This window comes from Xanthocytophaga flava (assembly GCF_030068545.1).
In the GTDB taxonomy this organism is placed as follows: domain Bacteria; phylum Bacteroidota; class Bacteroidia; order Cytophagales; family 172606-1; genus Xanthocytophaga; species Xanthocytophaga flava.
Window position 1 is genome coordinate 214,955 of record NZ_JASJOR010000015.1, and the last position, 15,324, is coordinate 230,278.

Sequence of the window (15,324 nt, forward strand, 5' to 3'; positions counted from 1 at the left end):
TTGTAGTCAAACCCACTGATTGAGTATACTTTCGTTCAGGCAGATTACTACATATAAATCTATACATGAATGGATCAAAAGCTTATCCATTACGTTATCTTGATAAAAAATAGTTTACCGTGAACTCACTCCAAGATTGCTGGTGGACAGATTTCATCACAAAAAAGTTTTTGCATAGAACAAACCGTAAGATTATTATTTTAGCGAAATTCTACCTGTTGGAGGTTTGTATTAATCAACTAGAAATAGTGTATTACATCCAGTAAAAATTGTATTTTATGCACTATTTTTTAGCTCTTTTTGGTGCATACCATGAACTAAAAAATAAGCTAAAAAAACGGTATTTTTAGCTCATTTCTGGCTCACTTCTGGCTTACTCAACCTCCCGCAGAAAGGCACACAACAAGCTATAATTCAACAAGATAATCAATGTTTTTTAGCTTATTTTTTAGTTCATTTTTAGTACACTCACTATTTTTCTGTTTTTTGGTTCACAGTTTCTCTCTCCTATAGGAGAGAGAAACTGTGAACCAAAAAATGTATCAGAGTAAACTATAAACAGGTAGGTTTGTATACTTGATAGACTCCATAGTAAAAGTTGATGATGCTTTATTATATTGTCTATAGGCTACTGATTCATTAAATCAGAAATTTATATCTTTGTCTGTAATATCCATCCTATTTCTAACTTTACAATCTATACACCATTTTATGAGACACATCTCAATGTTCTTTAGCATTTGCAATAACAACATGAGTCATCCCGAATATTGAGGAAAAGAATAGCCTTTAGAAAAAGAGAAGCAAAGGAGTTACAAAGAGAGTTGCAATACCTTAAATCGCGAGTGGTGGTGTAGGTGTGTAGGCAATCTTTTCTCCGCGAGGTTGGCCTTTGGCCTGCGGGGGGAAGGATCGGAGAAAAGTGTCCTTTTTTGCTTACTTTTTTGGACAAGCAAAAAAGTAAGAGGCTACAAGAAGAGTGATGTAAGAGACAATAAACCAAGCTAGAGAAAGGCAAGCAAGGCGATAAGAAGAGAAATGCTCTGGACTATAAACCTACTCTGGAAGAGAGATTGCTTAAAAATTAACCAACGCCTATACTCTTTTCAAAAGAATAGACGCTGGTAAAAATCACATCCCAAATTCGGGATGACTCATGTTATTTTCCTGTCATCTATCCCCTCCGTATCCGCATCATACCGCGCCCTCCGGCTGTAGGGTTGAAGGCCTTGTTTAAAGAGTACGTAAAGCTTAGCATAAAATATCTACCTAGCGAACTAATGCGTTCCTGTTCCAGATAGTTAACCGAAGATCGCTGATTTACCCCTAGTGAACGATCCAGCAGGTTTATACAGGAGATTTTTAGTTCACCCCGTTTGTTCTTCAGAAATAATCGGGAAAGCGATACATTCCATACAGGCACCTGCTGATTAAAGGCATTGGTTAAACTATGGTATATATAATAGTTCAATGTTGTATTCAGCTGAAAGTTCTTTAGCCAGGTCGCATTTGCCTCAACAGTGTAGGTTTCATTCAGGAAAGCCTGATTTTGGTCTTTGTTAAATTCATACTTAGTCTGCTGGTAGCTCACATTGGCACCCAGAGAAAGATCAAGGATTTCCTTAAAACGGTAGTCATAAAAAATATTCCCACCCTGAGTATACTGTTCTACTCCACTTTGCTGATCATTCAATACATTCACGCCTTTGTTGTATGTCATGGAAGTACCGAGATTGATCCTGCTATTGATAGGTTTAATTCTAAAGCCAAAAGAAGCATCAGCCATTGCACTCAGGTACTCCTTTGTGTTCACAGGCATCACTGTTCTTACCAGATTTGCATCAACGCCCTGGGCATAGACAATCTTATTGGTTGTATAAACAATATTTGCCATTGAGAAAAAGCTGGAAAAGTTAGCCGGGTTAAAGGCTATATAGTTTGCCCGCCAGCGATGCGAATACTCCGGACGTAATCTCGGATTACCCATAGAAATATTAAGCGGATCAGAATTATCGATGACAGGTTGTAACTGTGTAAGAGAAGGTTCTTGTACATCGGTTTCATACCCAAAAGAAAGATGACGACTTGTCGAAAAATCATAATTCAGGCGGACTACTGGTAACAGATTCTGGAATGTACGATTAATGGAAGTATCTCTGGAAAGCAACTGTCCATTGAGTACAGACTGTTGTCCGTTAAGTCCGATAGCAAAGCTGTATTTCTTCTGGTTTACCCGGAAGTTCATCCCGATACGATTGTACGTAAAATCACTTTTAAAATGATTACTCAGTAATGTATTCAGTGCTTCGTTTTCATTTTCAATATCATATACCTTACGATTGACAGCATTTTGCTTTTTCTGATAGGTATAATTGACTTCCAGGTATTTGCGTCGGGCAATAGGTTCGGTATAGGAGAAGTTCACACCATAACTGGTTGTCTGGCTGGTCTGTTCATTAGTTTGATGGATAGAAAACAGCTGTGTAGTATCCCCATAGAATGTATTCTGCGCCTGCAAATCACCTGTACTATTGCTTCCGGTATGTAACAGGTTCAGATTGCCGGAGATAGTTCTTCCTTTCTTACGAAAGCGATGGCGTAATAGCAGATTGGTATTCAGATTCAGTGCATCTCCATTCCGGTAGTTGATACGGTTGCTTTCATTTTGCAATGAATCCGATTCCTTAAAAGTCTGACTCTGGCTGTTTACACGACTGGTAGTCTGATTATAGCTTGCATAGGATGTCCATTTCAGCGAGTTTACAGAATCAAACTTGTGTTCAAGAGTCAGGTTCAGGCGGTGGTTGGTATTGTCATTATTCTGGTTGTTTTTCTGCAATGATGTAAAGGTTGAACCCGGATAAAAATTCTGACGGGTAAGGCTCTGTTCGAAGGTGTGATTGATCAGATTAAAGAAATAGCTTCCATTGAGTTCTGTCTTTTTAGAAGGTTGATTGTTGAAATTAATCCCACTGGCCCAGTTTTTCATAACCCCATAGACGTTATTTCCAAACGAAAGAGGTACTCCATCCGTATTGTCAGAGTTTACCTCAATCCGTACTGACCCTCCCGATGCCATTCGCTGAGCAGCTCCTGTAAAGTTGAGATAATCGTCCATGGAGAAGCCTTGCTGGTTTGTATTGTTCCCCATTCCCAGAAACGAAAACTGAGTCTTTTTATCAAAATAGTTATAGTTGGCCTTGGTTTCAAATCTCTGAGTAGTGCCACCTCCAGCCATAAAGGTCCCAAAGTTGAGTTTTTTGTCCTTATCTTTCAGTTCCAGGTTAATAGTCTTCTCCCGTTGTCCATCATCAATACCCGAAAAACTTGCCTGATCGGATTTCTTATCATACACCTGTACTTTGTCTATAGCATCAGCTGGCAGGTTACGGGTAGCAATTTTAGGATCACGCCCAAAAAACTCCTTTCCATTGACGGTGACCCGTTTTACAGTCTCACCCTGAGCTTTGACAGTTCCATCGCTTTGCACTTCTATACCTGGCATTTTTTTAATCATGTCTTCTACTGTGCCATTGGGTTTGGTTTTAAACGACCCTGCATTGTACTCAATAGTATCTTTTTTGATCGTTACAGGTGTTCTCTCTCCTTTTATGGTCACTTCATCCAGTTCATTACTGACAGGTCGCATCCGGATTGACCCCAGATCCATGTCACTCGTACCATCCACTGCGATTTGCCGGATATAAGGCTTCAGACCAACAAATGTCACTTTGAAAAGATAACTTCCTACAGAAACACTTTTCAGTTCAAAACTCCCATTTTCCTCACTTCGTGTAAAGGATACCAGGGAAGAGTCTGTAGGCTGCATCAACATGATAGTGGCAAATTCGAGTGATTTGCCTGTGGTGTCTGTAACATTTCCTTTGACGGTGATTTTCTGAGCAAGCGCAGCCTGTGCCATCCAGCAAAGTATACCCATGCAAATAAGTTGTTTCATAGTTTGAAAGCGTTTTGTGTGCCTTCAAAAGTAGGATACTGGTTACAGGAGATAGGTTAATGGATATGGAAATAATGTTAATGAACGTTAATACAATTAGGCATTTGTTCGAGTGGATGCTTGCTCTAGCAGTTTCGTACTTCATCAAATAGAGAATAAGCCTGTAAATAGTCTTACTCAGCAACCAAAATCAGTCATTCCCCCATTATTTTTTCAGAAGTATGGCAAAAAATCAGAGATTTGAGAAACAAATCGGATATGTGTTCACCAGGCAGATAGATTGAGGAGAGTGGTTGATACCATTAGTTATACTTTCATCCAGAAACACATAATTTCCAGTTAACTTTCTGGTCGGCTTATGATTCAGCGTTTAACTATACAACAAAAAGGTCAACTGGCATTGACAGTCCTGTTGTTGTATTACCCTATATTCCTCTATTTGTTGGTTCCATTGCTTGGGCAAACGTGGCAATCATTACTGCCATTTCTTGTCACAGAGGGAATAGCTATATTTCTGGTTTATTTTTTCTGGATCAGCGTTTCCGAATGGATTCTTGAACGCCTGTTTAAAACCTTCGGACAGGATTTTTTGTCAGGCTTTAACATACCTGCGCTAATGCTCACGGTGTTCATCTGCCTTTTGCAATCCATTGCATTTATAGCTGTATACCGCAGTTGCGTAGGGGGAATTGACAAACTATTGCGCTGGTGGTTTGCATACGATTCGTTTATTCCTTTTCCTCTTCAGGGTTCAGAAGAAACCTCTCTGTTTTTTAAGCGATCCAGCAATGGATTTTTCCTGATGCTGATGCTGGCGGGTTTTTATCTGATTGCCAACAGAAAAACCACCCTTCAGATGGAAGAGATTTCGCTCAAAGCAGAGCGACTGGAGAAAGAAAATGTTCAGTCCCAGTTTGAAGCACTTAAAAATCAAGTCAATCCACATTTTTTATTCAATAGCTTGAGTATTCTCTCTTCACTGGTTTATGTCAGTGCTGATCTTTCCGAAAAATTTATTGACCAGCTTTCCAAAGCCTATCGCTATATTCTGGAACAAAAAGACAAAGAACGGGTGCTATTAAAAACAGAGATAGACTTTATTGAATCCTATGTATTTCTGTTAAAAATCCGCTTTGAAGAAAAATTCAAAGTTACTTTTGCTGTTCCACCTTCCTATCTGACACATTATGCCATTGCCCCTTTGACTCTGCAATTATTGGTAGAAAATGCAGTCAAGCACAATCAGATGTCAGAGGAGACTCCACTTCAGGTCTATATAGAGGTTGATCAGAATGATTTGGTAGTAAGAAACAATCTTCGCCCCCGTCCCCTTACAGAAGTTTCTACTGGAGTAGGATTACAAAACATCATCAACCGTTACGAATTGCTAAGTGAACGCAAAGTATGGGTAGGTGAATCAGAGAGCAATTTCATTGTCCGAATTCCACTTTTAATTCCTGAATAATATGTCATTTCTGTAAGGTATCCATTTTACACGCCTTATAATTTATGTATTATATCAGCTAATAAAATTGCTTTCTGGCAATCAATACCCACTCATTATCTGTACATTTCCAGAATATATATACCTATAGTTACAATCCAATTTTATAAGGCAGGTTGCCTGGTGGATATAATTAGTATAAAACCTATCTACAGAAATTGCTATTCTCATTGTTGTATAAGTATTCGGTCAGCAAAAAAAGGCATTTAGCTAGCCTAAATCGGGACTCAGCAAGATTCATTTAATCCTCCCCTCCCTCATCAGTACCTTTGTTCTGTCAGAAATAAAGATTTTATACCATCAGAAAACACACTCTTTTCCTGATAAAATCTGGCAATAGTACAGTTTTCTATGCCAATCAAACTGACAAAAACAGTTCCTTCTATCAATCCATTACAAAACAATATGCTATTCAGTGTAAACAACGATAATAAAATACGAAATATACTTTTAAGTGTAATTTCAGGAAGCATTCTTTTATCTGCCTGTTCCGGAGAGCAGAAGAGTCAGCAGGGAGCCAGTAATCAGGTATCTGCCTATCCGATCCTAAAACTGGAACCTCAAACGGCTCAGTTACATACTGACTTTCCAGCTACGATCAAGGGTACAGAAGATATTGAGATCCGACCCAAAATAGATGGGTATATTGAGAAAATCTATATTGATGAAGGAGCAACTGTACAGAAATCGCAGTTGCTCTTTACCATCAGCAATCCACAATATACACAGGATGTACACAATGCAGAGGCAGCCGTACTCAGTGCAGAAGCCCAGGTAAATACAGCCCAGCTTCAGTACGATAAAACCAAACCTCTTGTACAACGGGAGATTGTAAGCCCGCTTCAACTGGAGACTGCAGAGAACACACTAAAAACACAGAAGGCCCTATTGGCTCAGGCAAAAGCCTCATTGGCAACAGCCAGAACCAATCAGGGATATACCCGTGTGGTAAGTCCGGTAAGTGGAGTAGTAGGTACTATTCCATACAAAATAGGAAGCTATGTAAATAGCTCTACTAGTCAGCCGCTTACAATGGTTGCCAACATTTCAAAAGTCTATGCCTATTTCTCCATCAATGAGAAATGGGAGTTGTCATTTTTTCGCAATACCCCCGGAGAGACATTTGAGCAAAAACTCAAAAATATGCCTGCGGTGTCGCTGATTCTGTCAGATGGAACTACCTATCCACAAAGTGGGAGAATTGAAACTGTCAGTGGCTTGATCAACACAGAAACCGGATCGGCCAATGTACGTGCAGGTTTTGAAAACCCGACACGTATGCTACGGAGTGGCAGCAGTGCTACTATCCGCATTCCAACCGTGCTGGAAAATGCAATTATGATTCCACAGAAAGCTACTTATGAAATTCAGGGAAAACGGTTTGTGTATGTGTTACAGCCAGACCAGACAGTGAAAAGTGTAGAGATTCATGTAAACTCATTAACAACGGCTGATGCCTACGTGGTAGAGGAAGGTCTGAAAGCAGGTGATACCATTGTATCTGATGGAGTAGCAACCCTTACCGATGGCACCAAGATACAACCACAACTATCCTCTCAATCTTCTGTATCATCCGACAAGTAAGCTACAGCAGATTTTTTTGCATACGATCAGCCATATAAAACTGTGAAAAGAAAAATATGTTAAAACGATTCATAGAAAGACCTGTATTATCCACAGTCATATCCGTCATTATTGTCATACTGGGAATACTGGGTCTGATAACGTTACCGGTGTCTCAATATCCGGAAATCGCCCCTCCTACTGTACAGGTATCAGCCAGCTATCAGGGAGCCAATGCAGATGTGGTCATGAACAGCGTGATTATCCCGCTGGAAGAACAAATCAATGGGGTGGAGAATATGACCTATATGACGTCTACTGCCTCCAACGACGGAAGTGCCACTATTACTATTAATTTTAAGCTAGGCACCAATCCGGATATGGCAGCTGTAAACGTACAAAACCGGGTGGCACGTGCTAGCAGTTTGTTGCCAGCCGAAGTAACCAAAGCCGGTGTCATTACAGCCAAACGTCAGAGTAGTAACGTACTGATCTTTGGTTTAAAGAGTGACAACCCTGCTTACGACAATACCTTTCTGCAAAACTATGCCAACATCAACATTATCCCTCAAATCAAGCGGATCAATGGTGTGGGTGATGCCAGTGCATTTGGTAGCAGAGACTATGCCATGCGTATCTGGCTCAAACCGGACGTAATGGCCAGCTATGGACTTGTCCCTAACGATATTAACTCTGCACTGGCAGAACAAAACGTAGAAGCAGCTCCTGGTCAGTTTGGTGAACTGGGAAAACAAGCCTTCCAGTATACACTCAAATACAAAGGACGGCTCAAAAGCATCTCCGAGTTTGAGAATATCATTGTTCGATCCTCTTCTGGCGGTCAGGTGCTGCGACTGAAAGATATTGCCAAAATTGAACTGGGAGCACAAAGTTATTCCAGTTATAATAACATTGATGGTCAACCCGGTGTAGGGATTGCCATTAACCAGACAGCAGGGTCTAATGCACAGGAAGTAATCGAAGAGTCGCTGAAAGTACTGGATGCAGCATCCAAAACCTTTCCGAAAGGAATCACTTATGTGCAAATGGTCAATGTAAACGACTTTCTGGACGCCTCTATTGAGAAAGTTATTCATACATTGATCGAAGCTTTTATACTGGTGTTTCTGGTTGTGTTTATATTCCTGCAAGACTGGCGTTCTACCTTGATTCCTGCGATTTCTGTACCGGTTGCCATTGTGGGTACCTTCTTCTTCCTGAGTCTGTTTGGCTTTACGATAAACCTGCTTACGCTGTTTGCCCTGGTGCTGGCTATTGGTATTGTAGTGGATGATGCCATTGTGGTAGTGGAGGCTGTACACGCCAAACTGGATCAGGGATACTCTTCCGCTAAACGAGCCAGTATCGATGCAATGAGTGAAATTTCAGGTGCCATTATATCAATTACACTGGTCATGTCGGCAGTGTTTATTCCGGTGAGTTTTATCAGTGGTTCAGCCGGGGTATTTTACAAACAGTTTGGTCTTACACTAGCTATCTCCATTGTCCTGTCTGCTATCAACGCATTAACACTGAGTCCGGCTCTTTGTGCCATGTTTCTGAAACCTCATGCAAAGGATGATCATGGCAAAACCAACTTTCTGGATCGGTTCTATAAGGCATTTAATACATCCTTTAATGCTCTTACAGGAAAGTACCGCAAATCTGTTGTGTTCCTGGGAAAAAGAAAGTGGATACCCATAGGTATCATTGCAGTCTTTGCGGGTGTGTTTATCTATCTGATGAATACAACACCGAAAGGATTTGTGCCGAATGAAGACATGGGTGTTATTATGTCAGATATCAGCTTACCGCCTTCTGCCTCTATGGAACGCACGGAAGAAGTATTGAAGAAAGTAGAAAAGATAGCCCAGTCCATGCCGGAAGTAGAACATGTGCTGAAAGTGACAGGTCGGGGTATGATCAGTGGAACAGGTAGTAACTATGGTATGGTGATTATGCGGTTGAAAAACTGGGATCAGCGCAAAGACAAGAGACAGGCTGTACAGGCACTAGTAGGACAGCTTTTTGGGAAAACATCAGGTATCAAGGAAGCTAAAATTATCTTCTTTGCCCCTCCCACCATACAGGGTTTTGGTACCACCAACGGATTTGAGTTTCAGTTGCAGGATAAAACAGGGGGTGATGTAGCTAATCTGTATAAAGTAGGCCAGAACTTCATTGCAGCCTTATCCAAAAGATCAGAGATTCAATATGCCAGCACCTCTTTTAACCCCAATTTCCCACAATACAACATTGATGTGAATGTAGCAAAGGCAAAAGACGCAGGCCTTACAGTAGGTGATATTCTGAATACCATGCAGGGATATTATGGCGGGGTATATTCATCCAACTTTAATCAGTTTGGGAAACAATACCGGGTTATGTATCAGGCTGAACCTGCTTATCGTGACAATATGGAAAGCTTGAATAATATCCAGGTACGGAACTCCAATGGAACCATGGCTCCTATTAGTGAGTTTGTAACACTGACCAAAGTATACGGACCTCAGGCAATCAACCGGTTCAACCTGTTTACATCACTTACTATCAATGGCTCACCGAATGCAGGATACAGTTCAGGGGATGCGATTCAGGCTATAGAGGAAGTAGCAGCCCAAACACTACCTGTTGGCTATGGCTATGAGTTTTCAGGTATGACACGTGAAGAGATGTCAGCCGGAAGCCAGACCGTATATATATTCTTGCTCTGTCTGATATTTGTATACTTCCTGCTTAGTGCTCAATACGAAAGTTATATACTTCCCTTTGCGGTACTCTTATCCTTACCTATTGGTCTGGCAGGTACATTCATCTTTGCGACCATCTTTGATGTGAGCAACAATATCTATGTTCAGATTACACTGATTATGTTGATTGGATTGCTGGCTAAGAATGCCATTCTGATTGTAGAATTTGCACTCGAACGCCGACGTCAGGGCAAAGGGTTGATTGAAGCGGCAGCCGAAGGTGCTTTCGCGAGGTTCCGCCCTATTCTGATGACTTCGTTTGCCTTTATTCTGGGTCTTGTGCCTCTGATGCTGGCAACCGGAGCAGGTGCAACCGGAAACAAGTCTATCGGTACAGGGGCTGTGGGAGGTATGCTGATAGGTACACTGCTGGGGGTATTTGTGATCCCTGTGCTATTTATCATCTTCCAGGCATTGCAGGAAAAGATCAGTGGAGCTCCGCAACCTGAACTATTTCTGGAAGATACTACCGAGCCTCACTAGTCTGACAAGTAACCGAGACAATCAGACCAATGAAACAAAACAGAAAAACCATGATAAAACATAGTATATATACCCTGCTGGCTGCCCTGTTATGGTTAGGGGTGGCTTCCTGCAGGATCACCAAAACATACAAGACACCTGATCTGGAAGTAAGTGCAGACAGCCTTTTTCGGAAAACAGATGCAGATTCCACCTATCAGAGTGCAGCGTCAGATACCACCTCTATGGCTGATATTGCCTGGACTTCTCTTTTTACAGATCCCAATCTGCAGCATTTAATCAAAGAAGGACTGGACAAGAACCTGGATTTAAAAACAGCTATACAGGTCATTCAGGAATCGGAGGCGAGTTTTTTGCAAAGCAAATCAGCTTTGTTACCCACATTGCAGGCAGATATAAATGCAACCAAGGCCAAACAGTCCAAAGCAGCATTGAACTTTCCTTCCAGTGTAAACATCAACCTGAATACTACTACCTACAAGGCACAGCTTTCTACCAGTTGGGAAGCAGATATATGGGGTAAATTGAGCAGTGCCAAACGGGCATCCTATGCTACGTTACTTCAAAGCGAAGCAGCCAAACGGGCAGTTCAGACACAGCTTATTGCCAACATTGCCCTAAACTACTATAGCCTGCTGGCATTGGACAAGCAGCTGGCTATTACACAGCAAACGCTGGAAAAACGGATCGAAGATGTGGATGCGATGAAAGCCCTGAAAGAATCAGCAACGGTTACAGGTGCAGCCGTAGTACAAAGTGAAGCCAACCGCTATGCAGCAGAGGTGTCGATTCCGGATATAAAACAAAGCATACGGGAAACTGAGAATGCGCTGAGTATCCTGCTGGCACGAGCACCCGGACATATCGAACGGTCTACGCTGGATGCACAGCAGGTACAGGTGGATCTGAAAACAGGTATTGCCACTCAATTGTTGAAAAACCGTCCGGATGTGCAACAAGCCGAATATGCATTCAGAGCCTCGTTTGAAAACACCAATGTAGCAAGAGGTTATTTCTATCCATCGTTTACCATTACCGGTAGTGGTGGTCTGTCGACGTTAAAGCTGGAAAATTTCTTTGTTAGTTCGGTATTCTACAGCCTGGTAGGTGGACTTACCCAACCTATTTTTGCCCGGAATCAGAACAAGGCCCGCTTACGTATAGCCAAAGCTCAGCAGTTGGAGGCAATGTACAGCTTCCAGCAATCTTTACTGGTAGCAGGTCAGGAAGTTTCCAATGCTCTGTATTCATACCAGGCGGCAGCTGACAAGAAAATCTCCCGTGCCAAACAACTGGAAGCACTCGAAAAATCGGTAGAATTTACAAGAGCCTTGTTACAATACAGCTCCGAAACAAACTATACAGATGTACTTACGTCTGAGCAAAGTCTGTTAGCCGCTCAGCTAAGTGGCATCAATGACAACCTTCAGCAGTTGCAGGCGGTAGTAAATCTATACCGTGCTCTGGGTGGAGGATTGAAATAAAAAATAAAAGCTAGTCTTAGCTTATACAGATACGTTGTTGTGGAAAACAGCGAAGGGGCTATAAACGAATAGCAAAAACCAGAAAACGTTACGGGCACTGCCTGTAACGTTTTTTATTATCTTTTTATTTATAGAATTTACCAATAACCTCTGTACCCCTGTGGGGTTAAGTGAACGGGATGTATTCTCATCAATCCAATTCTTCATAAATTTCTCCAAATGAACTGGGTTGTATCCTTTAAATGTCAAATAGTACTTGTAGATTTTGCTCCTGCATAAATAACAAACTCAGGTTTAAGTTGAATTCTATCCGTTGTATGCAAATTGATTTTCTGTAAGCTACTTATTAAATGAAGGGTATCTACGTATTTATTTACTGCCATTCGGAAATACATATCTACCCGAATTGTATGTAAATTCTCACTTCTTTTCCTGTTAGGTATCCAAACTTTAGCCTCACTAAACATTTTCAAAGAATCCGTATTTACAAGATAAACTACTGTATCTCTTGTCAAACTGCCTTTATCATAATATTGAGTAGGTTCAAAATCATTAATAATCAGATAATCAACAAAAGGCCAGTATCTACAAGATTCTAAAAGTAGAGCTATAGCTAATAGTAGAAATATATTTTTCATGTATATTATTTTGTAAAACTGTAACCCAAAGTCTTATAATTCATAGTTGAATGGTTCCATTGCTTACCTCGAAACTACCACAAAACCATTTCTATGAAATAAACTCAAGCAGTATTAGGTATTATTCACACACTCTTATATTCAATATATTGCAATAATTTTTCAAATTACAGCTATAAATCAACCAATTACATCAAAACAAATAAAATACATCTACATTTAAGAACGTTAAAGGTCAAAAACCCACAAACAATATACCAATCCTTGTATATAGCAGGCCTTCTAAAAATTCTACAGAAAACAAATACACTAAATCGTAAATAAAATCATACATCTGTAAGTGTCTGTTCATTGTTCAAAATCCTACCCCAAAACCCTCCTGTATCTTCGCATCCAGAAACGTCTCCAAACTCTTTTAAAAAGAGGACAAGACAATAATCAATTTTACCAGTAACTCTATACACCAAACAGTTAATTATGAGAAAAATCTATCTTGTTCTTGCTTTTCTGGCAGTTAGTACCGCCTTGTTAGCTCAGCAGAAAAAGAGTACGGCAAGTGCCAAAAAAGCTCCTGCAAGTTCAGCGAAGAGTACAGCTAAAAAATCTTCAGCATCCGCCAGTTATTCGTCGCATCCATCCTGGGGAGTAGGTTTACGTCTGGGTACGCTTACCGGGCTTACAGTGAAGAAGTATTTTACAAAGTCTGCCCTGGAATTCAATCTGGGAACAATGTATAACTATGGATACAATTATGACAATCGCTTTAATAAAAACAATTACAAGTACATAGGATATGGCTCTTATAGAGCTTTAGGGCTTCAGGCTCACTACATGGGGCAAAAGGCTATCAAAGGTGCTTCCGGATTGGATTGGTATTATGGTGGTGGGGTACAGTTCCGCTTTGACCGCACAACTTATACCTACGATTTCAAATCCTATTATGGACCTGGCAAAAATGACTATGTATGGGTGCGTACTACTGATCGTCCAGTATTCGTAGACTTTGGTCTGGATGGTATTATAGGGTTGGAGTACAAGTTTAAAAAGGCTCCATTGTCTGTTTTTGCAGATGCCAATCTATACATTGAGCTATCCCATGATCCGGGTTGGGTAAATATGCAGGGAGGCCTTGGTATTCGTTATAATTTCTAATCTAGGTTATACATACTGTTATAAACTAAGAGTTATCCTGAAGGTAGGATAACTCTTAGTTTTCTTATTTACCACATCATACGTTGAGATTCTTCTACCTCAGAGATGTGTTCCATTTTACCACGCCAGTATTCGTTGTACAAGCGACGAATATCATCCTGTGTATCTCCGATGAACGGGCCATGCGAAACAATAGGATCACCCTGAGGCATACCAGCATATAAGACAAAACGGGCTCCCTGTTCTGTTGCTTCAAAAATCAGTTCACTGTCTGAATCTGTATCTTCTCTGTCAAACCAGCCTACCTGATTTTTGTGCAAAGTTTTTCCATCTGCCCCTACTTTCACACTTCCTTCCAGTACATAGATAAATGCATTATAAGCCGCAGGTATGTGCTGTACAGTTCTGGCATTGGGTTGCATATGTATATCGCCAACTACCAAAGGAACATAGTTTTTAACAGGAGATGTTACTCCAGCCAGTGTTCCACTGTATACTTTGAGCAGCACTCCTTCTTCTATCGCTACCGGAACATGTGCAGCAGGTAGATCCTGTACACGAGGTGTAGTCCACCGATCTTTTTTAGGCAGTATTAGCCATAGTTGCAAAAGCCTCAGCTGTGTCTCTGTATCAATGGTCTCAGTATGGATAACACCGCTTCCGGCTGTCATCATCTGAAAGTCTCCACCTTTCATTTTATGGGCGGTATCTCCTATCTCTCCTTCCAATAACAAAGAAACCGTTTCAAAACCTGCATGTGGGTGCGGGCCACCAGCAGGCTCTCCATATTTCTTGTCCAGCATATCATCCATCAAAATTACAAATGGATCTGATTGTATAAAGTTACCGTCAATAACAGCCCTTGCAGTGTGGCCTTTTCCTAAAAAGCCTTGATGAGGAGCAGGAGTTTGTATGGTTACTAATTTTCGGCTAGTTGTCATAGTAATATAATTTATGTTGTTACCTGTTTTGTTATTTTTTACTATACAAAGTTACCTAACTTTACTATACCTTTGTAAGTACTATACCAGAGTATAGAGCTATACTCTGGTATAGTACAAATCATAACAAACTGATATTATATGGACAATCTTCATTTGGATCATTCAGAATGCAAGGCAATTCTCCGACCTGTACGGGATGCACTGGATATATTGAATGGAAAATGGAAGCTCCCCATTATTGTAGCACTAACATTTGGAGAAAAACGGTTTGGAGAGATTGCTAAAGAAGTCAATGGGATTACAGATCGGATGTTATCTAAAGAACTCCGCGACCTGGAGTTAAATGGATTGGTGACCCGAATTGTACATGACACATATCCGGTTAAGGTGACTTATTCCTTAACACCTCATAGTCAGTCACTCAATGAAGTGATTGAAGCCTTACGAAAATGGGGAGAGATTCATCGCAAAAATATTTTGCAAAATGCCTGATGGGTGTTGGTTGGGTATCTTCCTATTTACGTTAAATCATTAGTCTATCAAGGCTGCGATAGTATAAAAGGGAGTTTGTGGCGTTGAAATGGATCTTGGTATCCTATATCTTTTTCATTTCTGAAGGTTTTAAGGAAAAATCTTTTTTGAGTGCTGTCTTACCTTTTTTGTACTCTTGAAAGAAACGTTCTTCTCAAAGAAACTCATCTTTTTGTCCTTCTGAAAGAATCTCATATCTTGTAAAGGTTAAGAAAAAGTGCAATTTTGAATAAAATACTTGGTTAGTAAACTATTCACCCCTTGTAAGAGCCCTAAAAGAAACATAGATATGTTGAGTAGGCTATTCTTTCAATACT

General features: G+C 40.6%; 9 protein-coding genes. 6 read left to right on the top strand and 3 right to left on the bottom strand.

Translation table 11 applies throughout. From position 1 onward, the window contains the following. Nucleotides 1–1,174 precede the first annotated feature (1,174 nt). Nucleotides 1,175–3,958 (bottom strand): outer membrane beta-barrel family protein, encoded by a 2,784-nt coding sequence (locus QNI15_RS21835; protein ID WP_314001079.1) that lies wholly within the window; start codon nt 3,956–3,958, stop codon nt 1,175–1,177. Between the two features lie 358 nt (nt 3,959–4,316). Here QNI15_RS21835 and QNI15_RS21840 point away from each other — a divergent pair, with 358 nt between their 5' ends. From QNI15_RS21840 to QNI15_RS21855, 4 genes are all read left to right on the top strand, one after another. Beyond that, nucleotides 4,317–5,423 (top strand): sensor histidine kinase, encoded by a 1,107-nt coding sequence (locus QNI15_RS21840; protein WP_314001081.1) that lies wholly within the window; start codon nt 4,317–4,319, stop codon nt 5,421–5,423. Nucleotides 5,424–5,813: 390 nt separating this feature from the next. Continuing rightward, the gene (locus tag QNI15_RS21845) at nt 5,814–7,046 is read left to right on the top strand and encodes an efflux RND transporter periplasmic adaptor subunit (RefSeq protein WP_314033494.1); all 1,233 of its coding nucleotides are present in this window, start codon (nt 5,814–5,816) and stop codon (nt 7,044–7,046) included. 56 nt (nt 7,047–7,102) lie between these two features. Beyond that, nucleotides 7,103–10,258 carry an efflux RND transporter permease subunit gene (locus tag QNI15_RS21850; protein WP_314033496.1) on the top strand — a complete coding sequence of 1,052 codons (3,156 nt, stop codon included), beginning with the start codon at nt 7,103–7,105 and terminating at the stop codon, nt 10,256–10,258. A gap of 50 nt (nt 10,259–10,308) precedes the next feature. Then, nucleotides 10,309–11,742 carry an efflux transporter outer membrane subunit gene (locus tag QNI15_RS21855; RefSeq protein ID WP_314033498.1) on the top strand — a complete coding sequence of 478 codons (1,434 nt, stop codon included), beginning with the start codon at nt 10,309–10,311 and terminating at the stop codon, nt 11,740–11,742. Nucleotides 11,743–11,987: 245 nt separating this feature from the next. On the opposite strand, the gene QNI15_RS21860 is transcribed toward QNI15_RS21855, so the two are convergent. Further along, the gene (locus QNI15_RS21860; protein ID WP_314033500.1) at nt 11,988–12,380 is read right to left on the bottom strand and encodes a hypothetical protein; all 393 of its coding nucleotides are present in this window, start codon (nt 12,378–12,380) and stop codon (nt 11,988–11,990) included. Nucleotides 12,381–12,857: 477 nt separating this feature from the next. Here QNI15_RS21860 and QNI15_RS21865 point away from each other — a divergent pair, with 477 nt between their 5' ends. Further along, entirely contained in the window at nt 12,858–13,532 is a 675-nt protein-coding gene (locus QNI15_RS21865) for a hypothetical protein (protein ID WP_314001091.1), read from the top strand. A 68-nt stretch (nt 13,533–13,600) separates the two neighbouring features. Here the strand turns inward: QNI15_RS21865 and QNI15_RS21870 are convergent, their stop codons facing one another. Next, entirely contained in the window at nt 13,601–14,473 is an 873-nt protein-coding gene (locus tag QNI15_RS21870) for a pirin family protein (protein WP_314033502.1), read from the bottom strand. A 141-nt stretch (nt 14,474–14,614) separates the two neighbouring features. On the opposite strand from QNI15_RS21870, the gene QNI15_RS21875 reads away from it, so the two are divergent. Beyond that, nucleotides 14,615–14,968: a winged helix-turn-helix transcriptional regulator gene (locus QNI15_RS21875; RefSeq protein WP_314001095.1), complete on the top strand. Its 354-nt coding sequence runs from the start codon at nt 14,615–14,617 to the stop codon at nt 14,966–14,968. Nucleotides 14,969–15,324: the final 356 nt, after the last annotated feature.

What these genes read in the sequence shown, in the direction of transcription:
- QNI15_RS21855 (WP_314033498.1), top strand. Translation starts at nt 10,309, where the DNA reads ATGATAAAACATAGTATATATACCCTGCTGGCTGCCCTGTTATGGTTA.
- QNI15_RS21840 (WP_314001081.1), top strand. Translation starts at nt 4,317, where the DNA reads ATGATTCAGCGTTTAACTATACAACAAAAAGGTCAACTGGCATTGACA.
- QNI15_RS21860 (WP_314033500.1), bottom strand. Translation starts at nt 12,380, where the DNA reads ATGAAAAATATATTTCTACTATTAGCTATAGCTCTACTTTTAGAATCT.
- QNI15_RS21845 (WP_314033494.1), top strand. Translation starts at nt 5,814, where the DNA reads ATGCCAATCAAACTGACAAAAACAGTTCCTTCTATCAATCCATTACAA.
- QNI15_RS21865 (WP_314001091.1), top strand. Translation starts at nt 12,858, where the DNA reads ATGAGAAAAATCTATCTTGTTCTTGCTTTTCTGGCAGTTAGTACCGCC.
- QNI15_RS21850 (WP_314033496.1), top strand. Translation starts at nt 7,103, where the DNA reads ATGTTAAAACGATTCATAGAAAGACCTGTATTATCCACAGTCATATCC.
- QNI15_RS21870 (WP_314033502.1), bottom strand. Translation starts at nt 14,473, where the DNA reads ATGACAACTAGCCGAAAATTAGTAACCATACAAACTCCTGCTCCTCAT.
- QNI15_RS21875 (WP_314001095.1), top strand. Translation starts at nt 14,615, where the DNA reads ATGGACAATCTTCATTTGGATCATTCAGAATGCAAGGCAATTCTCCGA.
- QNI15_RS21835 (WP_314001079.1), bottom strand. Translation starts at nt 3,958, where the DNA reads ATGAAACAACTTATTTGCATGGGTATACTTTGCTGGATGGCACAGGCT.